Origin of the sequence: Campylobacter sp. IFREMER_LSEM_CL2127 (assembly GCF_025771745.1) — a bacterium.
GTDB lineage: Bacteria > Campylobacterota > Campylobacteria > Campylobacterales > Campylobacteraceae > Campylobacter_D.
The window spans coordinates 89,552-113,517 of sequence record NZ_JAKMQV010000003.1 but is presented as its reverse complement, the minus strand read 5'-3'; the positions used below and the strand labels follow the sequence as shown (position 1 = coordinate 113,517).

Below are 23,966 nucleotides of genomic sequence, written 5' to 3'. Positions count from 1 at the left end.
TAATATTGCTATAATCACGCTTATGATAAGGGTTTTATTTTTATTTTTATTAAGTATAACTTATACATTTTCTTTTGAAATTATTGTTAATAAAGGGGAAGAGCATAAACGCCCTTTTACGCTTTTGCATTTAAAAGATGATAAGGATTTTACTTGCAAAAGTGTTTTTGAATTTGAAAAAACCCATTTTGAATGCAATGTTTTAGGTGTTAGTAATATGCAGTTTCAAAATAAAGAATTTGATGATTTTACGATTTATTTTGAAAAGCACCAAACTTTTTTGACAATCAAAATCTATCCTAAAATTTTAGCTAAGATGTTTAATTATTCTCAAGATATTTTTAATGCTAAAGAAATTCAAAGTCAAAGTGAAGATGCTTCTAAGCATTTTGTATTTATTTTTACCAAAGATTTAAGGTATTATAAGCCTAGCGATGGGCTTGATTTTGATATTTATTTTGATGATGCATTAATGCCTTATATTGGAGCATTAGATTTAAATTCTAATCCTATGGAAACTTCAAAAAGTGCAGATTTTAATGCTTATTTTAGTATAAAACAAGAATATGAAGCAAAAAAATATGATCAGGTTTTAAGGGATGCAACTAGCGCTATTAAGCGTTATCAGGGTAGTGTATTTATGAATGAATTTGAGCTTTATAAATTAAGAGCTCAAAATAAACTATACACTTATGAACTTGATAAAGACCAGGTAATTTTAGAGCAAATGTTAGATGATGCTAAAAGATGGGTAAGAACTTATATTAACGATAAAGATTATACAGAAGTGATGTATATTATGATGAGAGTTTATATGGGTTTATCGCAAAGATCTAATGTTGAATATATTATAGATACTTTAAATACTGAACACAAAGGCGATAAATATACTATAATGGCTTTACTTGATTATGCAGATTATTTGTATCATTTGGGTAAAAAAAATACCGCAAATAATATTTATCAAGATGTGTATTATTCTACTCCAAATGCAGATTTAGCCAGTAGAGCTGCTTTATTTTTATCAAAAAATCATCTAGAGGCAAAAAATATAAAAGAAGCCGAAGAATTAGCAAATAAAATTTTAGAATCAAACCCTGAATTTTTCATGAGCGATTTGGAAAATTCTTTATTATTAGCAAAAGCTTTTGCTAATAATAGGGTTTATGATTTAAGTTCTAAAATTTATGAGTATATTTTTACGCATTTAACCAAGGTAGATAAAGAATATGAAAGAGTATTAAAAGATCTTGCCTTGTCTTTATTAAATGCAAATGAGCATATTAAAGCTCAAAAATATTTAGATCTTTATGCAGAAGATTTTCCTTTGGGTGAATATGTGAGTTTAATTAAAGAAGCACAAGATAAAAACTTTTTATATTTAAAAGATGCTAATGCAAGCTTTTTGCATCAAAAATATGAAGAAATTATGAAAAAATACGCTGGAGAAATTTCTAGTAAGGCGTTGTTTGATAATGTCAAATTATATTTTCAAGAAAAAAATTATGAAAAGGTTATAAGTTATCAAAAAGACATTGAAAAATACTCCAATAAAGAAGTAAAAAATCTTTTAGAACAAGCTGCTATTTTGGTTTTAGAGCAAAGATTAAAAAATGATGAGTGCTTGGCTGCTATTAAAATATATGATGATTTTAAAGCTTATAATATAGGAGGCAAAATACAAAATAAAAAACAAATGCTTGAGTGTTTTAAACGCACAACGCGTATAGAAGAAGCTAAAAAATACATAGTGGAAAATGAAAACGATGATATTATCTTTTATAAGCTTCAAAGTGCTGATTTAGCTCTTAAAGATAAACGCTATAACTTTGTTATAAAAACAATTAGCGATATTTTAAACACAAGAACGATTATTAGCGATAATGAAAAATTTGAAGCAAATTATATTAAATTTTTTGCCGAACTTAGATTGCAAGATTATAATGCCATGATAAGAACTTTACAAAAACTAGAGCAATTTCCTATGAATTATCGTATGGTGGAATTATATTATGAGTTTTTGCGTTATTGTGAAAAAAATAATTTTCTAACAAGTATTTTAAACTATGCTCCAAAGGCTATTGATTATCAAAACTTAAAGGGAGTAAATCTTTTTAGTCCCGATTTAGAATTTATCTATATCAAAGCTTTAAAACAAAGCAATCAAGCTCAAAAAGCCTTAACTTTGTTTAAAGACTTACTTGCTAATCCTTTAAAAGATGATGAGCGCGCAAGAGTTTTTTATGTGCAAAGCAATATTTATGAAGATTTAAAAGATGTGCAAAATCAAAAACAAAGTTTGCAAAATTGTATAGATATTAACACAACAAGCAAATGGCAAAATTTATGTAAAGATAAATTAAATGTCTTAAATACTCAGCCTTGATATTTTTTTAAAATATAAGCTTTTAAATTCTCATAAGCACTTTGAAAATCTAAAATTTCTTTATTGAATTTTTTATTAAAAGTTCTTTGTCTTTTGGCAAGTTGTCTTGTATGGATGATGATGAGCTCTTCAAGCTCATTTAAATTTATTTTTTTATCTAAAAACTCTTTGCATTCTTTTAAACCTATGGAATTTAGTGCTTTTAAATGATGATCATAATTATCAAATAACATTTTAGCTTCATCTATTAAGCCCTCATTTAGCATATTTTTAGTGCGCTTGATAATGCGTTTTTCTAAAAGATCTTTTTGCCAAGAAATTTCAAAAATATCAAGTTTTTTAATCAAAGCTTCTTGTTTGGTTTCTTTTAAAACTTCACTTGGAATTTTATTAGTTTGCTCATAAATTCCAAGCCATTTTTTCAAACGATAAGTATCGTTTTTTTCTATTTTTGCTTGCGGATCAATTTTTATCATTAAATGATAAATTTCATCATTACTTAGTGTGCTTTGGCTTTCTTTAAAATTTTCACTCAAACCATCCATTAAGGCTTTTAGATAAAAACTAGTTCCGCCTGTGATGATAAGCATTTGATTGTTTTTTTGAGCAAAGGCTTTTGCTTTTTTGTATTCTTCAAAAAACAAAGCAATGTTAAAATGCTCATTGACATTTAATAAATTTATACCAAAATAATCAAGCTCATCTAGGGTTTTTTGCTCTGTTTTTGCTGAAGCGATGTTGATTTGTTTATACACGCAAAGACTATCAAGGCTTAAAATACTTGCGTTAAATTCATAAGCTAGTTTATTAGCAAGTTCTGTTTTGCCACTTGCAGTGGTTCCAATGAGTGCAAATTCAAAAAACATCGTAAAAATATCCTAAATTTAAAATTATTTTAGTAAAATCATAACAAAAATATATTATAAAGAGAAAAAATGCCTATATTAAAAGAAAAATTGAAAGATATTTTAGATTTGATAGTTTTTAAGCATTCTATTTTTGCCCTACCTTTTTTATTCACTTCAATGGTTGTGGCTTCTGTTATTTTAAATGATAGCACTTGGTTTGGCTTTAAGGCTTTATTTTTGGGTGTTATTTGTGCAGTAAGTGCAAGAAATTTTGCAATGGCGATTAATCGTTTGATGGATGAGGATATTGACAAAAATAACCCAAGATGTGCAAATAGACCTAATATCGATGGGCGTATAGGCAAAGCTAGTATTTTACTTTTTATTATTTTAAATGCTATTATTTTTGTTTTGGCAAGCTATTTTATTAATAAATTAGCCTTTGCTCTTTCTTTGCCGGTATTGTTTATTTTAGCTATTTATTCAGCTTTTAAAAGATTTTCATCCTTAGCGCATTTAGTATTAGGATTTTGCTTAGGGCTTGCTCCTATTGCAGGTAGCATTGTAGTTTTGGGAAGTATTGAAATTTATAGTGTGATTTTGTGTTTGGGTGTTACTTTTTGGACAGCTGGATTTGATTTGCTTTATGCTTTGCAAGATATGGAATATGATAAAAAAACAGGTTTACACTCTATACCTGCTAAATTTGGGCTCGAGGCAACCTTATTTATCTCAGCATTTTGTCATGTTTTAGCAGTGCTTTTTTGGTTTTTATTTGTTTGGGTGGCTCCAACGGGAAATATTGCCTTTTTAGGTGTGATAATTAGTGCGATTATTTTATTTTTTGAACACCGCATTGTTAGAAAGAATTTTGCAAAAATTGATAAAGCATTTTTTACTTTAAATGGGTATTTAAGTATAGTGTTTTTTATATTTATTTGGGTTGATCTTTTATGGAGATAAAATTTTTTAAAAGCTCATTAGAGCTTGAGTTTGAAGAGAGTAAAGAAAGATATGAAGAGTTTTTGCAAGAATATCTTTCAAGTAATAATTATGTCAATTTAAGCAAATGGAAAAAGCTTGCCTCAAGAGTGGAATTTAGCGAAGGTGAGCAAATTATTTTTGATTTGCTTATGGATTTAAAGCAAGAATTGTATTTGATAAAAAATGATATCAATAAAACAAAATTATTTACAGATTTAAAATATAAAGCCTTTGTGATAGGTGTAAATTTTGCACACATTCAATTTAAAGAAAAGTGTTTGACTCAAGATGAGGAATATTATGCAAGATTTGAGTTAAATGGTCAAAAAATTAGTATTTTTTTTAAAGCTTTAAGTGAAAATGAGGCAAAAATCACACAAATAAAAGCAGAAGATGAGCTTGTGTATGATAATTTTGTGGCAAATATGCAAAGAGCGATGATTAAGATTTTAAAGGAGCAAGAAAATGGGTAGTGATTTATTATTGTGGCTTGTGGTAGCTTTATTAATTTTTGCTATGTTTGCTTATATGATGATAAAAGAAAAAGAAAGTATTGCTAAGATTAACGAGCTTGGTAAGATGATAGAAGATTTAAACAAGCAATATCATTATTTAAAAAAAGAAAGTTTAGATGAACAAGAACAAGAAAAAGAAGAAATAGATACTGAAGCCATTAAAGAAGAGCTAAAAGAAGAACTTTTGCAGATATTAGAACAAAAAATTAATCAAAATATCCTTCCTATTTTAAGTGCTTTAAAAGAAGTAGAAGAGGTGATTGAAGAATTTCAAAGTGAGCAAAAAAATCGTTTATTAAATTTAGAACAAAAAACCCAAAGCATTACAAAATTAAGCCCAAGTTATGATAATGAAGAACAAAAGGTAATAGAGCTTTTTAATCAAAAAAAATCCATTGAGCAAATTGCCAAAGATTTGCGTATAGGTATGGGTAGAGTTGAGCTTATTTTGAAATTTAATAAATTATTATAAAGGCCTTTGATGTTGGTAGATAGTTATGGAAGAGTGATAGATTATTTAAGAATTTCAGTAACACAAAGATGTAATTTTCGTTGCCTTTATTGTATGCCAAAAACTCCATTTGAATGGAGTGCTAAGGAAAATCTTTTATCATTTGAAGAACTTTTTATGTTTGTTAAAGTTTGCATTGATGAAGGGGTTAAGAAAATTCGTATTACAGGCGGTGAGCCTTTAGTAAGAAAAGATTTGCATAAATTTATTGCTATGATTAGTGAGTATAAGCAGGATATAGACTTAGCACTTACTACTAATGCTTCTTTGTTAAAACAACAAGCAAAAGATTTAAGACAGGCAGGTTTAAAAAGAATTAATATCTCTTTAGATACCTTAAAAGAAGAAGTGGCTTTTAAGTTAGCCCAAAAAAATATACTTAAAGATGTATTAAATGGTATTAATGAGGCTTTAGAATTAGGCTTTAATATTAAATTTAACACCGTAGCTCTTAAAGGGATTAATGATAGTGAATTTATCGATCTTTTAGAATTTGCCAAAGCACGCAAAAGCCAAATTCGCTTTATAGAATTTATGGAAAATTATCATGCTTATGGAGATTTAAAAGGCTTAAAATCAGCAGAAATTTTAAATATTATTGCTCAAAAATATTCTTTTAAACAAGGACAAAAAAGTCCAAATGCACCTGCGACTATTTATGAGCTTGAAGATGGGTATGAGTTTGGCATTATTGATCCACATAGCCATGATTTTTGTGATAGTTGTAACCGTATAAGACTTTCAGCTGAAGGGCTTTTAATACCTTGTTTATATTATGATGAAGCTTTAAGCATTAAAAAGGCTATACGTAATAAAGACATAGCAGGTGCTTGTGAGGTTTTAAAAACCGTGATAAAAAATAAATCAGAAAAAAATAGATGGGCAGAAAATGAAGCCAATCAAAGTTCTACAAGAGCCTTTTATCAAACAGGTGGATAATGGAAGTTGTTGAAACTTTTTTAAGCTTGCAAGGTGAGGGAAAATATAGTGGAAATTTAGCTGTATTTGTAAGGTTTGCTGGGTGTAATTTTAACTGTATAGGCTTTGGAGTAAAAAAAGAAAAAGATTCTAAAATACTTTTGGGCTGTGATACTATAAGAGCTGTTTTTACCAAAGAATTTAAAACTTGTTATAAAACCTATACTTCAGCAAAGCTTTTTGATGAGGTTTTAAAGTTAGCAAATTCACGCAAAGCTATGGTTGTTATTACCGGTGGTGAGCCTTTATTAAATTATCAAAATAAAGATTTTTTGTGTTTTATTAATTTGCTTTTAGAAAATGATTTTAAAGTGCATTTTGAAACAAATGCAAGCATTGAAATTGATTTTGAAAAATATCCTTTGTATAAAAAATGTTATTTTGCTTTGGGTGTAAAGCTTAGTAATAGCGGGGTTAAAAAAGAAAAAAGGATTAATGAAAAAGCGTTGAAAGCTTTTAAATATTATGCTAAAGATAGTTTTTATAAATTTGTTTTAGATAAGGATTTTTTACAAGAAAATAAAGCCTTAGGCGAAATTAATGAAATTTTACAAATTTGTGAAAATGAGGTATTTTGCATGCCTATGGGGTCAAGTGAAGAAGAAATTTCTAAAAATGCCTTAAGTGTTGCTGAATTTTGTATAAAAAATGGATATAATTACTCCGATAGATTGCATATTAGAATTTGGGGAGATAAAGAAGGCGTATGATTATTAGAAAAATGTTTGAATTTGAAAATGCTCATATTGTTAGATTTTGTAGCTCCAAGCGATGTAAAACAAGCATACATGGCCACTCTTATAAGGTAGAAATTTTACTTGAGAGTAAATACCTTGACAATGCGGGAATGGTATATGATTTTGGTTTGTTAAAAGATGAAATAAAACAAATTATTGATAGTTTTGACCATGCTATTACGCTTTTTAAAGATGATGATAAAGTTTATTTAGAAGATATGAAAAAACACTCACAAAGATGGGTAAGTTTACCTGTGAATGTAAGTGCAGAAAATTTTGTACGCATATTTTTTGTACTGATAGATACCTTGCTTTTAAAGACTAAGATGGTCAATGGCGAGCAAGGTGTTAGCTTAAAAAGTATTATTGTGCATGAAACAAGAACAGGCTATGCACAAGGTTTTAGAGAAGATGCTTATAGTGAGTTTTTACCAAAGATAAATTTGGCAGATATTGAATTTTCACAAGCTATAAGCGATGAATGGAAAGATAAAGATTTTTTTAAAAAACTTCAAGATGCAAATTTTGTTTTTATTAATCAAAAGGAGGTGTAATGAAAAAGATTTTATTGATTGTGCCATTATTGTTTTTTATTGCTTGCTCAAGTCAAGAAGATACAAGCGTAAAAAAAGAGGTGCAGACTGAGCAAGTTCAAATTGAGCAAAGTGATTCTAATGTGATTATAGATGATGATACGCTTCCTATACCTGTAGATGATGATATCAAAGATGAAAATAACACACAAGGACAGTGATGGATCAAAGTTATGAGTTTTTTTTAGCATTGCATGTGTATAGTTTATACGCAAATGGCTTTTTAATGTTGTTTTATTTGTATTTAACTCAAAGTAGTTTTTCGCAAGAGTTTATTTTTATAAAAAGAATTCGCCTATTTTTGCCAATTTATTATTTATTTTTAGCAATTACACTTTTTACAGGAAGTTTGCTTTGGGCTTTAAAGCATTTTGAGCTAAATTTATACATGCTTTCTATGTGGTTTTGTTGGATTTTTATCTTTGCTTTGGCTATTTATCAATTTGTTTTATTTAAAAAAGCAAGATTGTTCAAACGTTATGCTAAATTTAGATTTTTAAGCTTTTTTATTTTGTGTTCGGGTATATTTTTACTTTTTGTGCCTTATTTGCTTCAAAGGTTTTATTTTTAATGCGATTTTTATATCACCCACAAAGTGGTGCTTTAAATTTAGAGCTAGAAAATGAAGCTTTCTTGCATTTAAAAGCTAGAAGAATTAAAGTAGGCGATAAAATCATATTAAAAAATTTAAAAGATTTTTTTGCTTATACTTATGAATGCATAGAGTTTTCTAGACGCTCATGTGCATTAAATTTACTTGATAAAAAAGAAGAAAAACAAGAATTAAAAACGCATTTACATTTGGCTTTAGCAGTGATTGATCCAAAGATTATAGAAAAAACCTTACCTTTTTTAAACGAGCTTGGAGTAGCAAAGCTTTCTTTTGTGTATATGGATTATTCACAAAAGAATTTTAAATTAGATTTTAAAAGAATGGAAAAGATTCTTATAGAATCATCCCAGCAATGCGGTCGTGCCTCTTTAATGGAGCTTGAAAGCTTTGGTGATTTTAAAAAATTTCAGCAAGTTTATAAAAATATTGTTTTAATAGACTTTGAAGGTGAAGATTTGATGAGATTTGAACCTAGTGAGCATGTGTTTTTAATAGGCGCTGAAGGTGGATTTTCGCAAAAAGAAAGAGGGGAGAATGTAAAAAAAGCAAAATTACAGGCTGATTTTATACTTAAAGCGCAAACAGCTTTAATAGGGGTTGCTTCAAAATTCATAATTTAAAAACATGCTTAAATTTAGCTATTTTTTATATAAAAATTTATATAATTACGCCTTAATGTTTTGAAAAAGGATAAACAATGAAAAAAGAAATTCACCCAGAATATGTAGAATGCAAAGTTAGTTGTGCTTGTGGAAATTCTTTTACTACTAAGTCAAATAAATCAGAAATTAAAGTTGATATTTGCTCAAGTTGTCATCCATTTTTTACAGGTAGTGAAAAAATCGTAGATGCTGCGGGTCGTGTAGAGAAATTTAAGAAAAAATACGCAATGCAATAATGTTATATTTTATTCCTACGCCCATAGGAAATTTAAACGATATTTCTTTTCATTCTTTAGAAATTTTACAAAAATGCAAACTCTTTTTATGCGAAGATACGAGAGTTTGCAAATCCTTAGTTCATCTCCTTAATGAAAAATTTAATTTAGAAATAAAACCTGATAAATATTTAGCCTTACATACTCATAATGAAAAAGATTTTTTAGCAAAAATAGATGATGATTTTTTTAAACAAGATGTTGCATATTTGAGTGATGCGGGTATGCCAGGTATTAGTGATCCGGGGCAATTTTTAATTGAATATGCCGTTAAAAATAATATTGATTATGAAGTCTTGGCAGGGTCAAATGCTGCTTTACTTGCATTAGTTTCAAGTGCATTTTGTAAAAAAGAATTTATTTTTATGGGTTTTTTGGCTAATAAAAATCCTCAAAGACAAAAAGATATTGAAAATTTAATGCTTAATCCTTATCCTAGTATAGTCTATGAAGCACCTACTAGGATACTTAATTTAGTAGAAGAAATTAGTAAAATTGATCCTTTAAGAGAAATTTTTATCATAAAAGAAGCAACAAAGAAATTTGAAGCCAAATTTAGAGCAAATGCCTTAGAAGCTTTAGAAAAATTAAAAACAATGAACTTGCGTGGCGAATGGTGTGTAGTCGTAAGTGCTAAAGAAAAGCAATTTCACCAAAATACCTTGTGTGAGCAAGATATTTATGAACTTGATTTGCCTTTAAAAACAAAGGCAAAGCTTCTTTCAAAAATCAATGCGAAATCTCCAAAAGAAAATTATCAAAAACTGCTTTTAAGTTGAATTTGGTTATTATTTAAAAATGATAGTTTATGGTAAGCAAGTGTTTTTTTATATCTTAGAAAAGCACAAAGAAAAAATTAAAGAAATTTATTTAGCAAAAGAATGTGAAAAAGCTGATTTTTCAAAAATAGCAAAGGCATCAAAAAAAATTAAAAAACTTGATTTTAAGGCCGCGCAAAGTTTGGCAAGAGGTGGAAATCATCAAGGTTTTTTAATGGAAATTGATGATTTTGAATTTAGCTCTTTTGAGAGTTTAAAAGAAAAAGATTTTATAGTTATTTTATATAATATTAGCGATGTTGGAAATATAGGCGCTATCGTGCGTAGTGCTTATGCTTTGGGTGCTGATGGGATTATTTTGGTAGCTAAAAGTGTGGCTATGGATGGAGTTATTCGTGCAAGTAGTGGCGCGGCTTTAGATATGAAAATAGTTTTAAATGATGATATTTTAAGCATGATAAATGAATTAAAACAAAAAGGTTTTTATATCTATGCTAGTGCAAGCGGAGGTAGTGATATACATACTATCAAGGCCAAAAATAAAAAAGTTTTGATTATGGGAAGTGAGGGTTTTGGTATAGCACCAAAGGTGCTTAAAAAATGCGATGAATGTGTGGGGATAAAAATGCACAATGATTTTGATAGTTTAAATGTTAGTGCAGCATTTGCAATACTTTGCGATAGGATGAAAAATGGATAGTTGGAAAAAATTAGAAGATTTAAATTTATTAGAAGTTCAAAAAAGAACACAAATAGAAATAACTTGTCTTGAATATATTATTAAAAAAGATTTTAAGTCTTTATCTCGTTTTAATATAAATGGTTTTATCAAAATTTTACAAAGAGAATATGAGCTTGATTTTTCTAACTTTTTAGAAGAATATCATGCCTATTTAGAAGAAAATGGTATTGAGAAAAAAAATCATGTGCATATTGCTCCTAGAATGAACTCATATACCAAAGAAAGCTCAAGTGTATGGTATATTGTGATTATAGTAGTAGTGCTTTTGATAGTGGCTTTAGCTTGGGGTGTTTCAAGATTTTTCCAAAGTTCCACACTAGATGAAAATACTACTAATGTGCTAAATCAAGAACAAATTATCTTAGAAGAAAAAGTTGATGAGAATGAAACTCCAGTTCTTAATTTTTTTGCTGATGAAACCACAGAAAACAATGAAACAAATACAAGTGCTATTTTAGAACCAATAGATGAGAGTAATAATACTATAGAAGAAACATTAGAGGGTAATACTAGTTTAAATATGCCTGAAGAAAATATGGTTTTGCTTAAAGAAAGTATTATAAAACCAAGCGCTGAGCTTTGGCTTGGTATGGTGGATTTAAAAACTTTTAGAAAAAGTTCTTTGACTATTAAAAATGATTATACTTTATCTTTAGATAAAGATATGCTTATTACTACGGGTCATGCTGCTTTTAGTTTAAATGATGAGAATAATAATACTTTAGAGTTTAAAAATGGTGTGTCTAAGTTTTTAATGATTAAAGATGGTAAAATCAAACAAATTACAAAAGCTGAGTTTATAAAAGAAAATAAAGGAAAATTATGGTAAGAATTTTAATATTTTCCATTTTTTTTGCTCTTAATGCTTTTGCGCTAAGTGCTTTAGAAGTTGCTAAGCATATTGTTAATGATAATTCTAAAGATGCACAATTGGAACTTTTGTTTGCAAGAAATGATTATAAAGATGAGCGTGGAAATGTAGATATTTACACTATTTCTCAAATTTTAAAAACCAATTCTTTGGCAAATTTTATATTAAATGAACCAAAAACTTTAACTTTTAGTTTTAAAGCCCAAGCTGATTCTGTTTTGTTTTTTAAAACAATCAATGATACTTTAAATGAACTAGGTTATATTTATTTTATACCAACTGAATTAACTTTAAGGGAAAACTATATCACATATAAGTTAGCTGTAGATTCTCAGTACATGCTTGATCCAGGAGTTTTTTATAAGGCTTTGTTGGGTAGTTCTGTTTTTATTAAGGATATTTATAAAATTTCAGAGTTAAATTATGAATATGAGCTAGATTTTTCAAAAGCAAAACCTAAAGTCAATACTCAAATTCCATTAAATACTATTACTCAATTAAACAAACCTTTAAGAGAATATATTATTGATTTGCAAGGTGCAAAAAGTATGGAGCTTAGTGCGCACAATCTTGATTCTTGGTTTTGCAAAATTCAATTTTTAGATAAAAACTTGAATTTTATACAAGGTGTAGAAAATACACATAAGCAAAATGAAGTAAATGTAAATATACCATTGGGCGCAAAATATGCTATTATAGGAGATATGTTTAGCCTTGATAATATAAAAAGGGGTTTAAAAATTTACTTAAGACGCTAAAAAGGACGGACGATGTTTGAAGAAATTCATTTTAATACCATAGAAAGACTTCCAAATTATGTTTTTGCTGAAGTTAATGCGATTAAAATGGCAGCAAGAAGAGCAGGGGAGGATATAATAGATTTTTCTATGGGAAATCCTGATGGCAAAACTCCTCAGCATATTATAGACAAGCTTTGCGAAAGTGCAAATAAAGACAAAACTTCAGGGTATTCTGCTTCGAGTGGAATTTATAAACTAAGACTTGCAATTTGTAATTGGTATAAAAGAAAATATGATGTTGATTTAGATCCTGAAAGTGAAGTAGTTGCAACGATGGGCTCTAAAGAAGGCTTTGTAAATTTAGCAAGAGCTGTTATTAACCCAGGGGATGTAGCTATTGTGCCTACACCTGCTTATCCTATACATACTCAAGCTTTTATCATAGCAGGTGGTAATGTAGCAACTATGAATTTTGATTTTAATGAAAATTATGAATTAAACGAAAATACTTTTTTTGAAAATTTACAAAAAACACTACATGAAAGTATTCCGCGTCCAAAATATGTAGTGGTAAATTTTCCGCATAATCCTACAACAGTTACAGTGGAAAAAAGTTTTTATGAGAGATTGGTTGCTATGGCAAAAAAAGAAAGATTTTATATTATTTCTGATATTGCTTATGCGGACTTAACTTTTGGCTCTTATAAAACTCCTTCGATTTTTGAAGTTGAAGGTGCTAAAGATGTAGCAGTAGAAACCTATACACTTTCAAAATCTTACAACATGGCAGGTTGGCGTGTAGGTTTTGTGGTGGGTAATAAACGCTTAATTGCGGCTTTGAAAAAGATCAAATCTTGGTTTGATTATGGTATGTATACGCCTATACAAGTTGCTGCTACTGTAGCTTTAGATGGGGATCAAACTTGTGTTGAAGAGATTAAGGCAACTTATGCAAAAAGATTGGAAGTCTTACTAGAATCATTTTACCAAGCAGGATGGGAATTAAAAAAGCCTAATGCAAGTATGTTTGTTTGGGCAAAACTCCCTCAAAGCAAGGCTCATCTTGGTAGTATGGAATTTTCTAAGCAGCTTTTACAAAAAGCAAATGTAGCAGTAAGTCCTGGAGTTGGCTTTGGTGAAGCGGGTAATGAGTATGTTAGAATAGCTTTAATAGAAAATGAAAACCGTATTCGTCAAGCAGCAAGAAATATCAAAAAATACTTAAGAGAATAAAATGAAAATAGCGATTTTAGGCTATGGCACGGTAGGAAGTGCTGTTGTAGAAACTTTGTTAAAAAATCAAGATTTAATTAAAGCAAGATGTGATGAAGAAATTATTCCGGTAATTGCTTTAGCAAGAAGTGCAAAACCAAATGCATTGATTCCTGTGGTTAATGATATTGATGAGGTTTTAGAGTGTGAAGATATTGATGTATTTGTGGAGTTAATGGGTGGTATTGATTTACCTTTTGAAATAATTTCAAAAATTTTAAAAAGAAAAAAATCAGTAGTAACTGCTAATAAAGCTTTACTTGCTTATCATCGTTATGAGCTTGAAAAATTAGCACAAGATACAGCTTTTGGTTATGAGGCAAGTGTAGCGGGTGGAATTCCTATTATTAAAATTTTAAAAGAGGGTTTGAGTGCTAATAATATCGTTTCTATCAAAGGCATTTTAAATGGCACAAGTAATTATATTTTAAGCAAGATGGCAGAAGATAATGCCAAATTTCAAGAGGTATTAAAAAAAGCCCAAGATTTAGGATATGCTGAAGCTGATCCTACTTTTGATATAGAAGGATTTGATGCTGCGCACAAGCTTTTAATTTTAGCAAATATTGCTTATGGACTAAGAGTAAAACCTGAGGATATCTTGATTGAGGGTATTAGTAAGGTAAGCGATGAGGATATTTATTTTGCAAAGGAATTTGAGTACACCATAAAACATTTAGGTATTGCTAAAATAAAAGATGAAAAAATAGAATTAAGGGTTCATCCTGTTATGTTAAATAAAGATAAAATGTTAGCAAAAGTTGATGGGGTGATGAATGCTATCAGTATAGATGGGGATATTTTGGGCGAAAGTTTATACTATGGTCCAGGAGCAGGTGGTAAGGCAACTGCAAGTGCTGTTGTAGCAGATTTAATCGATATAGCAAGAAAAGAAAAAAATAGTGCTATTTTTGGATATTTAAATGATACTTCTTATAAGCTTTTAAATAAGGATGAAATTTATACAAGGTATTATCTAAGATTAAAGGTATTAGATAAAATAGGTGTTTTATCAAAAATTACACAATTAATGAGCGAACATCAAATTTCAATCGATACTTTTTTGCAAAAGCCAAAAAAAGAAAAGCAAGATTGTAGTACTTTATTTTTTATTACTCATCAAACTTATGAAAAAAATATACAAATTTTAACTCAAAAACTTAAAGAACAAGAATTTGTTAAAGATGATGTTTTTATGATGAGAATAGAAGATTAAATGGCTTTATCACAGTATCTTTTTGGTATAAAAGGTGAAGATATAGCATGTGAATATCTTAAAAATAAAGATTTTGAAATTTTAGAAAGAAATTTTCATTCTAAATTTGGAGAAATTGATATTATTGCTAAAAAAGATAAAATTTTACATTTTATTGAAGTTAAAAGTACACAAGGAAATTATGAAGTAGCCTATAGACTAGATGGCAAAAAATTTAACAAAATTATTAAAACCATAGAGTATTACTTTATGAAACACAAAAGTAATGAAAATTTTCAATTAGATTTACTTTGCGTGTATAAAGATGATATAAAACTTTTAGAAAACATTAGTTATTAAGAGAATGTTTATTTTAATCTAATAAAATCTTAAAAAATTAAAGGAGATAACATGGGAAAATATATTGATTTAACTGCAGAAAATTTTGCACAAGCAAAAGAAGGCGTAGCTTTAGTAGATTTTTGGGCTCCATGGTGCGGACCTTGTAGAATGCTTGCACCGGTAATTGATGAGCTTGCAAACGATTTTGATGGCAAGGCTAAAATTTGCAAAGTAAATACAGAAGAGCAAGGTGATTTAGCTGCGCAATTTGGTGTAAGATCTATTCCAACTATCTTTTTCTTTAAAGATGGTGAAGTGGTTGATCAATTGGTTGGTGCTCAATCAAAACAAGTTTTAGCAGATAAACTAAACTCACTTTTATAATCTCAAGCCACTTTTAGTGGCTTTTCTTCATATTTTTTACTATTTAATAATTTTTATTATTTATAATTAAAGAAAAATTTGTATAATATCTCTGAAATAAATCACAAGGAAAACAATGATGTTAGATTTAGCTATTATAGGCGGTGGCCCTGCTGGTTTAAGTGCGGGATTATATGCTACTAGAGGCGGATTAAAAAATGTTGTAATGTTTGAAAAAGGTACACCAGGTGGGCAAATAACTTCAAGTTCAGAAATTGAAAATTATCCTGGAGTTGCACAAGTTTTAGATGGAATTTCTTTTATGGCTCCATGGAATGAGCAATGTATGCGTTTTGGTTTAAAACATGAAATGATAGGTGTAGAACAAATTAGCAAAAATACTGATGGTAGTTTTAATATCAAATTAGAAAATGGTAAAGTCGAACAAGCAAAGGCTGTTATTGTTTGTACAGGTTCTACTCCACGTCGTGCAGGTTTTAAAGGCGAGGATGAATTTTTTGGCAAAGGTGTAAGTACTTGTGCAACTTGCGATGGATTTTTTTATAAAAATAAAGAAGTAGCTGTTTTAGGTGGAGGAGATACAGCCTTAGAAGAGGCATTGTATCTAGCTAATATTTGCTCAAAAGTATATTTAATCCATAGAAGAGATGAGTTTAGAGCAGCGCCTTCAACGGTAGAAAAAGTAAGAAATAATGATAAAATAGAATTAATCACAAATGCAGTAGTTGATGAGGTTTGTGGTGATAATATGGGTGTTAATAAGGTAAAAATAGCATTTAATGATGGATCTAAAAGAGATCTTGATGTGCCTGGAATTTTTACCTTTGTTGGATTGAATGTGAGAAATGAAATCTTAAAACAAGAAAATGGTGAGTTTTTATGTGCTATGGAAGAAGGTGGTCAAGTGAGTGTTGATCTTAAAATGCAAACTAATATAGCAGGGTTGTTTGCAGCAGGTGATTTAAGAAAAGATGCTCCAAAACAAGTAATATGTGCAGCAGGTGATGGAGCAGTAGCAGCACTTAGTGCTTTAGCATATATTGAAAATTTGCATTAATCTTCACATAAATTTCACAAAAATTAATTAAGATTCTCCTATAAAAAATCAAGGAGAATCTAAAATGAAAAAAATACTAATTCTAAGTACAACTTTAGCGCTAATGGCTAGTGCAAATATTACACAACAAAATACTAATTCATATCAACAAAATATGCCTCATATGCCTCAGCATAATCCTTATGCGCAAAATTATTATGGGCTTTCTAAACCTATTATGGATAAAATTCAAAGTTCTTTTCCTGGAGCTTTTATTGTAGATGTGGATTGGGAAGAATTTGGTTATGAAATTAAACTAAGTAATAATATGGAAATGTTTTTTGATAGAAATGGAAATTTTTTAGGGCAAAAATGGGATGATTAATTAAAAGCGTTATTTGCTTTTAAATAAATAAACGCTACAATTTTCCAAATTCTAAAAAGGCAGATTTAAAATGATTAATATTGGAATCCATGGAAGTAGTGGGCGTATGGGTACTCAAATAAGACTTTGCCTAGAAGATGATGAGCAGGCAAAGGCTAGTGCGTTTTTTGATCAAGGATCAAATTATGAAGATTTTTTTAATAAATGTGATGTAATTATTGATTTTTCTACTCCAAAGGGTTGTGAGGATTTACTTTTATATGCAAGAAGTAATCCCAAGCCTTTGGTGATAGGTACTACAGGTTTAGATGCTAAACAAAATGAATTAATGCAAAGTGCAAGTATTACTATGCCTATTCTTTATGCAACTAATATGTCTTTGGGTGTGGCGATTTTAAAAAAGCTTTCTTATTTAGCTAGTGAGACTTTGAGAGATTTTGATATAGAAATACTTGAAATGCATCATAATAAGAAAAAAGATGCTCCAAGTGGTACCGCAATGACTTTAGCACAAAATGTTGCTAAGGCTAGAAATTTAGACTTAGAAAAGGTCAGAGTAAGCGGTAGAGATGGGATTATTGGACAAAGAAGTAAAGATGAAATCGCAGTGATGAGTTTAAGAGGCGGTGATATAGTAGGTTCACACAGGGTTGGTTTTTACAATGAAGGTGAATTTATAGAATTAAATCATACGGCTACTTCAAGAGCTACTTTTGCAAAAGGTGCGATAAAATGTGCAAAATGGTTAGCTTCTCAAGAAAATGGCTTATATGATATAGATGATTGTTTAGGAATTTAAATGTGTGCAGTAGTTGGAGTAATTAATTCAAAAAATGCAAGTACGGTGGCTTATTATGCTTTGTTTGCTATGCAACATCGTGGACAAGAGGCAAGTGGGATTAGCGTAAGTGATGGTTTGGGTATCAAAACACACAAAGCTAAAGGTGAAGTAGGGCAAATTTTTAATACACAAATTCTAGCAGGATTAAAAGGCGAGATAGCTATAGGACATAATCGTTATTCTACTGCAGGAAATTCTTCTTTGCATGATGCCCAACCTGTTGCAGCTACTTGTTCTTTGGGTGATATTTCTTTAGTGCATAATGGAAATTTGATTAATAAAGAAGAAGTTAGAAAAGAATTGATTAACAATGGGGCTATTTTTCATTCTAATATGGATACAGAAAATGTGGTACATTTAATAGCAAAAAGCAAAAAAGAAACTTTAAAAGATAGATTTATAGAAAGCTTGACTCAAAGCAAGGGAGCATATTGCTTTATGCTTGCTAGCAAAAATCAACTTTTTGTAGTAAGAGATCCTTATGGGGTTAGACCTTTATCTTTGGGTAGATTAAAAGATGGTGGGTATATTGTAGCGAGTGAAACTTGCGCTTTTGATTTGATAGAGGCTGAATTTATCCGCGATGTAAAACCAGGCGAGATGTTGATTTTTACTCAAGGTAGTGATGAGTTTGAAAGCATTCAAGTATTTGATAAGACAGATCCAAGAATTTGTGCATTTGAGTATATTTATTTTGCTAGACCTGATAGTATTATAGAAGGTAAAAGCGTATATGAAGTGCGTAAAAAAATGGGTGAAGCCTTGGCTAAAAAATTTAAAGAAAAAGTGGATTTTGTAGTGCCAGTTCCAGATAGTGGTGTAAGTGCTGCTATAGGTTTTGCGCAATATTTAAAAATCCCACTTGAAATGGCAATAGTGAGAAATCACTATGTTGGAAGAACTTTCATAGAGCCAACTCAAGAAATGAGAAATTTGAAGGTAAAATTAAAACTCAATCCTATGAAAAAAGTCTTAGAAGGTAAAGATATAGTGGTGATTGATGATAGTGTGGTAAGAGGAACAACTTCTAAAAAAATCATTGCACTTTTAAAACAAGCAGGTGCAAGAAAAATCCATTTAGCGATTGCATGTCCAGAAATTAAATTTCCTGATATTTATGGTATAGATACACCCACCTTTGAAGAATTAATCTCAGCTAATAAAAGCGTTGAAGAGGTTAGAGAGTATACAGGTGCAGATAGCTTGACTTTTTTGGATATTAATGAACTAGTTTCAAGTATAGGCAATGAAAGAAAATACTCTTTAATTAGTTTTGATGGGGATTATTTTATTAAATAATCCTTATCTGCATTTTAATTGTTTAAATACCTTATAGCTTTGAAAATGAGGCGGTAATCCCACTTCAAATGAAAAATCTTTATAAGTATGCCCTGGTAAATTTTTTGCAATATTGATATTATATGAAGCATCTCTTTGTTCTTGATTTGCTCTTTTTATGCTATCAAAATTTTGTTGATTAAAGATTTCACCACTTACCTCATGTTTTTTGTTATCATCAATTATCCTAAGTTCTAAAAAGCATTCAGAAATTTTAAAATTAGTATCATTAGTTACTCTACCTTTTACAATAATACTTTCTGTTGCTAAGCGTCTGTAGGTTGAAAAATTACTCAAACTTGCTTTTTTGGTATATTGATCTATAGTTAATAGTAATGAAATGGTTAAAATTAATGCTAGTATAAAACTCACTATGCAAAAAATAATCATATATTTTTTATTTTGAACTTTTAAGTAAAGCAAAACCCAAGTTAAACCTGTAGAAGCTAACATAATAACAATGATTAAAATATGAAAAAATGTAAAATATCCCATTAAAAACACTTTGAACTAATCTCAATGTCAAAATTTTGACCTTCTTTAAAATCGGAAAATTTGGTTTTTAAATTAATAGTTTGTTGTGGATTTATTGTTTTTTCTATCATGGTTGATTTGCTTCTTAGAGGTTTTATAGTATGTATTAAATTTTTAAAAGTACTATTATCATCACTTTTCTTAAAAACTTCTACTTTTAATTTGCAGTATCTAAAGCTTTTTTTAGAAGTATTTGTTAAGCTATAATCAACGCTGAGTGAGTTATCGTATACAAAAAATTGAGCATTATCTAAGCTGGTTATTCTTGATCTAACTTTAGTATCAATTAAAAAATATCCTAAATAAGCGATACCTGCTGAACATAAAATTCCTAAAAAAATAACTGTAAAAGCAAAAGCAGGTTTATTTCTGATAATTAAAGCAATAAATAAAGTGATAATGAAAAAAAATATAACCAAAGCCATTAGTAAAAAATCAATCAAGTGCAAATGAGTAGTATAAAAAATCATTTGCTCTCGAATGTGCTGGGCGTTCATTATCACTCTTTAATTTTAGTTTGCTACCGAGCTTGTTCTTTTGCTATCTTTACTATCAACCCAAATATTTGGCACAGCTCCACCAGGTGTTAAGAAAATTTTGGCATCTTTGTTAACCTTAAGTGCTTCGTTAAACTGTTTTTGAGTTTCAATTTGTTTTAAATCAAGCAAAGGATTATTTAAACTTTTTGCTATTTCTCTATTTGAATATGCTTGCGCATCAGCTTCTATTTTAACTGCACTTGCTCTACCTTTAGCGCTAATGATGGTTGCATTTGCCTCCCCTTCAGCTAAAGCTGCTTTTTTAAGTGCTTCTTGGTTAGCTCTTTCTACTTCATATTTTGTTCTTTCAGCTTCTTGTTTAGCAATTTGTACTCTTTCAATTTGCTCTTTTACTTTTATAGGCAAGATAATCTCTCTAAGTTGAACTGCTTGAAGCTCAGCAGGTTCATTTGGTTGACTTTCTATGGTTTTTCTAATGCCTTGATCAATTTGCACTGCTATGGTGTTACGATTTGTTGGAAGCTCTTCTGCAGTATATTGACCTACCACATTTCTTACTACATCTCTTACAACCGGATCAATGATTTTATTTTCCCAATTAAGCCCCCAAGTAGCTATGGTTTGAGGAACTTGTAAAGGATTTAATCTATATTGAACGGTTACATCAATAGACACAGGCAAACCTCTTGAATCAAGTACAGAGATGCTATTTTTATTTACAACACCTGAGCCTATTTGTAAATTTTCATTTACGCCTTCAATAGAAGCATAATTAATTTGTCTTACTCTAGTATCTATTATAGTGATTTTTTGTAATACTGGCATAAAAAAATGAAGTCCTGGTTCAAGCGGAGTAGGGCTGTATTTACCCGTGGTAGACTTGATTCCCATTTCCCCTGAATTAACTATTGCAAAAGGTTTAAAAAGCGCAAAGACTAAAACAATTGCAATCGCACTATAAATTAATGGAGAAAATTTTCCAAAACCTTTGAAATTAAATTCTGGGGCTTTGAAATTTAAATTTTGCTTATTATTGTTTTGATTGTTTTTTTTATTAAAATAATCATTCAAATCAGCTGGCATTTAGTTCCTTTGTTAAATATAAGTTAGCATAGAAGCGTATTTTTCATTGCGTCCATAAACTATATCAAAATACGCATTTTGGAGCTTTGTTGTTAGCTCACCTCTTTTTCCATTTCCTATAATTCTTGCATCAATATTATTTATTGGGGTTATTTCTGCTGCAGTTCCTGTAAAAAATGCTTCATCGGCCACATAAACTTCATCTCTTGAAATTCTTTGGCGCACTACGCTTATGCCCAAATCATGTGCAATTTTTAAAACAGTATCTTGGGTAATACTTTTTAATGAAAAATCATTTGGCGGGGTGATTAATTTCCCGTCTTTAACCATAAAAAAGCACTCGCCTGTCCCTTCTGCTACAAAACCTTCTTCATCAAGCATTAAAGCTTCTTCATATCCTGCTTCTATAGCTTCATATTTAGCCATTTGAGAATTTAAATAATTTGCACTTGCTTTGGCTTTACCTAGGCTAGATTTTACGCTATTTCTAGCAAAAGAAGAAATTTTAACCTTAATACCTTTTTCTAAGCCTTCTTTGCCCAAATAAGCACCCCATTCCCAAGCAGCAATAGCTACTCTAACAGGAGCTTTAGCATGATAAACTCCCATAGTTCCATCACCCAAAAAGATCAATGGGCGCAAATAAGTGTTATTTTGAAAATCATTTGCTCTTAAAAGTTCAACTTGTGCATTTTCAAGTTCTTCTTGAGAAAAAGGTGAGTTGATTAAAGTGATTTTTGCAGACTCTAAAAGTCTTTTGGTATGTTCTTTTAATCTAAAAATTGCTAAACCATTTTGTGTTTTATAAGCTCTTGTTCCTTCAAAAACTGCATTTGCATAATGTAATGAATGTGTTAAAACATGAATTTTTGCATCATCAAAATCAATGATTTTTCCATCCATCCAAATTTTTTTTGCCCTAATCATGAGTAAGCCTTTATTGAAAATAAAACTAATTTTATCAAAAATATACTAATAATTGCTAGAATATAGTAAAATTCTTTATTTAAAGCAAGGAAAAACAATGCCTATTATTAGTATCAAACTCGCTAAACCAGAATTTAGCAAAGTACAAAAAGAAGAGTTAATAGCAGATATTACAGAGCTTTTGCATACAAAATATAATAAACCAAAGCAAAATATAGTCATAATGCTAGAAGATATTGAGCCATATAATATTGCTTTTGGTGGTGAAAGTGTAGAAAAATTAAGATTGAAAGGTAAAAAATGAAAGAATTGCAAATTGGCGATAAAGCCCCAGTTTTTGAACTTTTAAATCAAGATGGGGTTAAAATTTCTCTAAGTGATTTTTTGGGTAAAAAAATTATTTTGTATTTTTATCCAAAAGATAATACCCCAGGTTGTACTACACAAGCTTGTGAATTTAGTCAAAATTATGAAGATTTTTTAGGGCAAAATGCTGTGATTATAGGTATTAGTCCAGATAGTGTGAAATCACATGAAAATTTCATAAAAAAATATGATTTAAAGCACACTTTGTTAAGTGATAGCGAAAAAGAAATTTGCAAACTTTATGGTGCTTGGGGTTTAAAGAAAAATTATGGAAAAGAGTATGAAGGGCTTATAAGATCTACTTTTGTAGTTGATGAGGAAGGAAATATCGCAAAAATTTATAAAAATGTAAAAGCTAAAGATCATGCTTTTAAGGTGTTAAAAGAATTATGTTAGTTCATATTTGTTGTAGCGTGGATAGTCATTATTTTATACAAGAATTAAGCAAAGCCTATCCTGAAGAAAAAATCATCGGGTATTTTTATGATCCAAACATCCATCCATATAGTGAGCATGAACTTAGATTTTTAGATGTTAAACGCAGTTGTGATAAATTAGGCATTAAACTTTATAAGGGTGAATATGAGTATGAAAAATGGCTTGAGAGTGTAAAGGGCTATGAGGATGAGCCTGAAAAAGGTGCAAGATGTCAAATTTGTTTTGATTTTAGAATGCATAAAAGTGTTGAATTTGCTCAAAAAATAGGAGAAAAAAAACTTACAACAACTCTTTTAACATCTCCTAAAAAAGACCTAGAGCAACTAAAATTAGCATTACAAAAAGAATGTGATAAATTTGGCATAGAGTTTTTAGCGCCTGATTTTAGAAAAAATGGAGGCACGCAAAGACAATTTGCCCTAGCAAAGCAAGATATGCTTTATCATCAAAATTATTGCGGATGTATTTATGCGCTTTCTAAGCAAAAAGGTCAAAAAGCCTTTATAGATGAGCTGATGAGTCCTATTAATAAACAAATATTGCCTTCAAGTATAGAAGAGAAAATTAAATTCTACAACCAAGTAAAAAATTTAGAAAAAAAGGGCATTAAATTTGAAATTCAAAGAGAGAAATTTTTAAATTATCGTTTATTAAGAGCTTTGATAAAACAAAACAAGCAAGCTATAAAAACTCATGTTTTATTTTACTCACATTTTAAAAATTCTTACACTAAATTTAGTATTTTAGATGAGGGTTTAAAGCATTATAAAAGTGCAAAGGATGAGATTAATTTATGGAGTTTTGATTATTTTAATAGCTTATGTAAAATGCGATTTAAAAATTACGAAGATTTTTTACAAAATCCTTTAAAAATAGAGCAAGAAATCAAAATAAGACAAAAGCATTTTGGTGCTTATGATCTTTCACCGGTGATTATTGTTGAAAATATTATTAAAGGTGCTTATGAATTTATGGCAAAAAGTGAAATTTATTTTGATAGCAAAGAAAAGATTGTGAAGTTATAAAACTTAATTAATTTATTAATATTTTTTTTGTAAAATCTGAATTTTGAATATATTTTAAGGCTAAAT

31 protein-coding genes are annotated in these 23,966 nt (G+C 29.4%); 26 read left to right on the top strand and 5 right to left on the bottom strand.

Annotated features, from left to right (window positions below):
* The first annotated feature begins 22 nt into the window (after positions 1-22).
* Positions 23-2,386 (top strand): tetratricopeptide repeat protein, encoded by a 2,364-nt coding sequence (locus tag L8V77_RS03795; RefSeq protein WP_263706774.1) that lies wholly within the window; start codon positions 23-25, stop codon positions 2,384-2,386.
* Here the strand turns inward: L8V77_RS03795 and miaA are convergent.
* The gene (miaA, locus tag L8V77_RS03790; protein WP_263679521.1) at positions 2,377-3,252 is read right to left on the bottom strand and encodes a tRNA (adenosine(37)-N6)-dimethylallyltransferase MiaA; all 876 of its coding nucleotides are present in this window, start codon (positions 3,250-3,252) and stop codon (positions 2,377-2,379) included. The genes L8V77_RS03795 and miaA overlap by 10 nt on opposite strands.
* Positions 3,253-3,321: 69 nt before the next feature.
* On the opposite strand from miaA, the gene mqnP reads away from it, so the two are divergent.
* From mqnP to purF, 22 genes are all read left to right on the top strand, one after another.
* Positions 3,322-4,197 (top strand): menaquinone biosynthesis prenyltransferase MqnP, encoded by an 876-nt coding sequence (gene mqnP / locus L8V77_RS03785; RefSeq protein ID WP_263706773.1) that lies wholly within the window; start codon positions 3,322-3,324, stop codon positions 4,195-4,197.
* On the top strand, positions 4,188-4,691 hold the full coding sequence (locus L8V77_RS03780; protein ID WP_263706772.1) for a hypothetical protein: 504 nt from the start codon (positions 4,188-4,190) through the stop codon (positions 4,689-4,691). Before mqnP ends, L8V77_RS03780 begins: the two co-directional genes overlap by 10 nt.
* The gene (locus L8V77_RS03775) at positions 4,684-5,205 is read left to right on the top strand and encodes a hypothetical protein (protein ID WP_263706770.1); all 522 of its coding nucleotides are present in this window, start codon (positions 4,684-4,686) and stop codon (positions 5,203-5,205) included. Before L8V77_RS03780 ends, L8V77_RS03775 begins: the two co-directional genes overlap by 8 nt.
* A gap of 9 nt (positions 5,206-5,214) precedes the next feature.
* Positions 5,215-6,183: a GTP 3',8-cyclase MoaA gene (moaA, locus tag L8V77_RS03770; RefSeq protein ID WP_263663879.1), complete on the top strand. Its 969-nt coding sequence runs from the start codon at positions 5,215-5,217 to the stop codon at positions 6,181-6,183.
* Positions 6,183-6,932 (top strand): 7-carboxy-7-deazaguanine synthase QueE, encoded by a 750-nt coding sequence (locus L8V77_RS03765; protein ID WP_263679518.1) that lies wholly within the window; start codon positions 6,183-6,185, stop codon positions 6,930-6,932. Before moaA ends, L8V77_RS03765 begins: the two co-directional genes overlap by 1 nt.
* Positions 6,929-7,513, top strand: a complete 585-nt coding sequence (locus tag L8V77_RS03760; RefSeq protein WP_012662122.1) for a 6-pyruvoyl trahydropterin synthase family protein — start codon at positions 6,929-6,931, stop codon at positions 7,511-7,513. The genes L8V77_RS03765 and L8V77_RS03760 overlap by 4 nt, the downstream gene beginning before the upstream one ends.
* Positions 7,513-7,713, top strand: coding sequence for a hypothetical protein (locus L8V77_RS03755; protein WP_039668882.1), 201 nt, complete (start codon positions 7,513-7,515; stop codon positions 7,711-7,713). Before L8V77_RS03760 ends, L8V77_RS03755 begins: the two co-directional genes overlap by 1 nt.
* Positions 7,713-8,123, top strand: a complete 411-nt coding sequence (locus L8V77_RS03750) for a hypothetical protein (protein ID WP_039668881.1) — start codon at positions 7,713-7,715, stop codon at positions 8,121-8,123. Before L8V77_RS03755 ends, L8V77_RS03750 begins: the two co-directional genes overlap by 1 nt.
* Positions 8,123-8,785, top strand: coding sequence for a 16S rRNA (uracil(1498)-N(3))-methyltransferase (locus tag L8V77_RS03745; RefSeq protein ID WP_173776935.1), 663 nt, complete (start codon positions 8,123-8,125; stop codon positions 8,783-8,785). The genes L8V77_RS03750 and L8V77_RS03745 overlap by 1 nt, the downstream gene beginning before the upstream one ends.
* 77 nt (positions 8,786-8,862) lie before the next feature.
* Positions 8,863-9,063: a 50S ribosomal protein L31 gene (gene rpmE, locus L8V77_RS03740; protein WP_039664588.1), complete on the top strand. Its 201-nt coding sequence runs from the start codon at positions 8,863-8,865 to the stop codon at positions 9,061-9,063.
* Complete coding sequence (gene rsmI, locus L8V77_RS03735; RefSeq protein ID WP_263706767.1) at positions 9,063-9,881, top strand: 16S rRNA (cytidine(1402)-2'-O)-methyltransferase; 819 nt, start codon at positions 9,063-9,065, stop codon at positions 9,879-9,881. Before rpmE ends, rsmI begins: the two co-directional genes overlap by 1 nt.
* A gap of 19 nt (positions 9,882-9,900) precedes the next feature.
* Positions 9,901-10,581, top strand: a complete 681-nt coding sequence (gene rlmB / locus L8V77_RS03730; protein WP_263663882.1) for a 23S rRNA (guanosine(2251)-2'-O)-methyltransferase RlmB — start codon at positions 9,901-9,903, stop codon at positions 10,579-10,581.
* Complete coding sequence (locus L8V77_RS03725; protein ID WP_263706764.1) at positions 10,574-11,452, top strand: hypothetical protein; 879 nt, start codon at positions 10,574-10,576, stop codon at positions 11,450-11,452. Before rlmB ends, L8V77_RS03725 begins: the two co-directional genes overlap by 8 nt.
* A complete protein-coding gene (locus L8V77_RS03720; protein WP_263663884.1) occupies positions 11,446-12,252 on the top strand; it encodes a hypothetical protein in 807 nt (268 codons plus the stop codon). The genes L8V77_RS03725 and L8V77_RS03720 overlap by 7 nt, the downstream gene beginning before the upstream one ends.
* 12 nt (positions 12,253-12,264) lie before the next feature.
* Positions 12,265-13,467 carry an LL-diaminopimelate aminotransferase gene (locus L8V77_RS03715; protein ID WP_263663885.1) on the top strand — a complete coding sequence of 401 codons (1,203 nt, stop codon included), beginning with the start codon at positions 12,265-12,267 and terminating at the stop codon, positions 13,465-13,467.
* Between the two features lies 1 nt (position 13,468).
* Positions 13,469-14,722 (top strand): homoserine dehydrogenase, encoded by a 1,254-nt coding sequence (locus L8V77_RS03710; protein WP_263682470.1) that lies wholly within the window; start codon positions 13,469-13,471, stop codon positions 14,720-14,722.
* Positions 14,723-15,061: a YraN family protein gene (locus L8V77_RS03705; protein ID WP_220555475.1), complete on the top strand. Its 339-nt coding sequence runs from the start codon at positions 14,723-14,725 to the stop codon at positions 15,059-15,061.
* Between the two features lie 51 nt (positions 15,062-15,112).
* A complete protein-coding gene (gene trxA, locus L8V77_RS03700) occupies positions 15,113-15,427 on the top strand; it encodes a thioredoxin (RefSeq protein WP_012662110.1) in 315 nt (104 codons plus the stop codon).
* 118 nt (positions 15,428-15,545) lie between these two features.
* On the top strand, positions 15,546-16,484 hold the full coding sequence (trxB, locus tag L8V77_RS03695; RefSeq protein ID WP_149062791.1) for a thioredoxin-disulfide reductase: 939 nt from the start codon (positions 15,546-15,548) through the stop codon (positions 16,482-16,484).
* Between the two features lie 64 nt (positions 16,485-16,548).
* Entirely contained in the window at positions 16,549-16,848 is a 300-nt protein-coding gene (locus tag L8V77_RS03690; RefSeq protein ID WP_070255351.1) for a PepSY-like domain-containing protein, read from the top strand.
* Positions 16,849-16,918: 70 nt separating this feature from the next.
* Entirely contained in the window at positions 16,919-17,647 is a 729-nt protein-coding gene (gene dapB, locus L8V77_RS03685) for a 4-hydroxy-tetrahydrodipicolinate reductase (RefSeq protein WP_263706762.1), read from the top strand.
* Complete coding sequence (gene purF / locus L8V77_RS03680; protein WP_263706760.1) at positions 17,648-18,988, top strand: amidophosphoribosyltransferase; 1,341 nt, start codon at positions 17,648-17,650, stop codon at positions 18,986-18,988.
* A gap of 3 nt (positions 18,989-18,991) precedes the next feature.
* Here purF and L8V77_RS03675 read toward each other — a convergent pair whose 3' ends face one another.
* Genes L8V77_RS03675 through ilvE form a run of 4 tightly spaced genes read right to left on the bottom strand, consistent with a single transcriptional unit; the run spans position 18,992 to position 22,071 of the window.
* Positions 18,992-19,522: a DUF2393 domain-containing protein gene (locus tag L8V77_RS03675; RefSeq protein WP_263663889.1), complete on the bottom strand. Its 531-nt coding sequence runs from the start codon at positions 19,520-19,522 to the stop codon at positions 18,992-18,994.
* Positions 19,522-20,058 carry a DUF2393 domain-containing protein gene (locus L8V77_RS03670; protein ID WP_263706759.1) on the bottom strand — a complete coding sequence of 179 codons (537 nt, stop codon included), beginning with the start codon at positions 20,056-20,058 and terminating at the stop codon, positions 19,522-19,524. The genes L8V77_RS03675 and L8V77_RS03670 overlap by 1 nt, the downstream gene beginning before the upstream one ends.
* 15 nt (positions 20,059-20,073) lie before the next feature.
* On the bottom strand, positions 20,074-21,144 hold the full coding sequence (locus L8V77_RS03665) for a prohibitin family protein (protein WP_263706757.1): 1,071 nt from the start codon (positions 21,142-21,144) through the stop codon (positions 20,074-20,076).
* 12 nt (positions 21,145-21,156) lie between these two features.
* The gene (gene ilvE / locus L8V77_RS03660) at positions 21,157-22,071 is read right to left on the bottom strand and encodes a branched-chain-amino-acid transaminase (protein WP_263685190.1); all 915 of its coding nucleotides are present in this window, start codon (positions 22,069-22,071) and stop codon (positions 21,157-21,159) included.
* A gap of 97 nt (positions 22,072-22,168) precedes the next feature.
* On the opposite strand from ilvE, the gene L8V77_RS03655 reads away from it, so the two are divergent.
* From L8V77_RS03655 to L8V77_RS03645, 3 genes are read left to right on the top strand one after another with little or no spacing between them, the layout of a single operon-like run.
* Positions 22,169-22,375, top strand: a complete 207-nt coding sequence (locus L8V77_RS03655; RefSeq protein ID WP_263706753.1) for a tautomerase family protein — start codon at positions 22,169-22,171, stop codon at positions 22,373-22,375.
* Positions 22,372-22,833, top strand: a complete 462-nt coding sequence (bcp, locus tag L8V77_RS03650; protein ID WP_263679502.1) for a thioredoxin-dependent thiol peroxidase — start codon at positions 22,372-22,374, stop codon at positions 22,831-22,833. The genes L8V77_RS03655 and bcp overlap by 4 nt, the downstream gene beginning before the upstream one ends.
* Entirely contained in the window at positions 22,827-23,900 is a 1,074-nt protein-coding gene (locus tag L8V77_RS03645) for an epoxyqueuosine reductase QueH (protein WP_263706750.1), read from the top strand. The genes bcp and L8V77_RS03645 overlap by 7 nt, the downstream gene beginning before the upstream one ends.
* Positions 23,901-23,966: the final 66 nt, after the last annotated feature.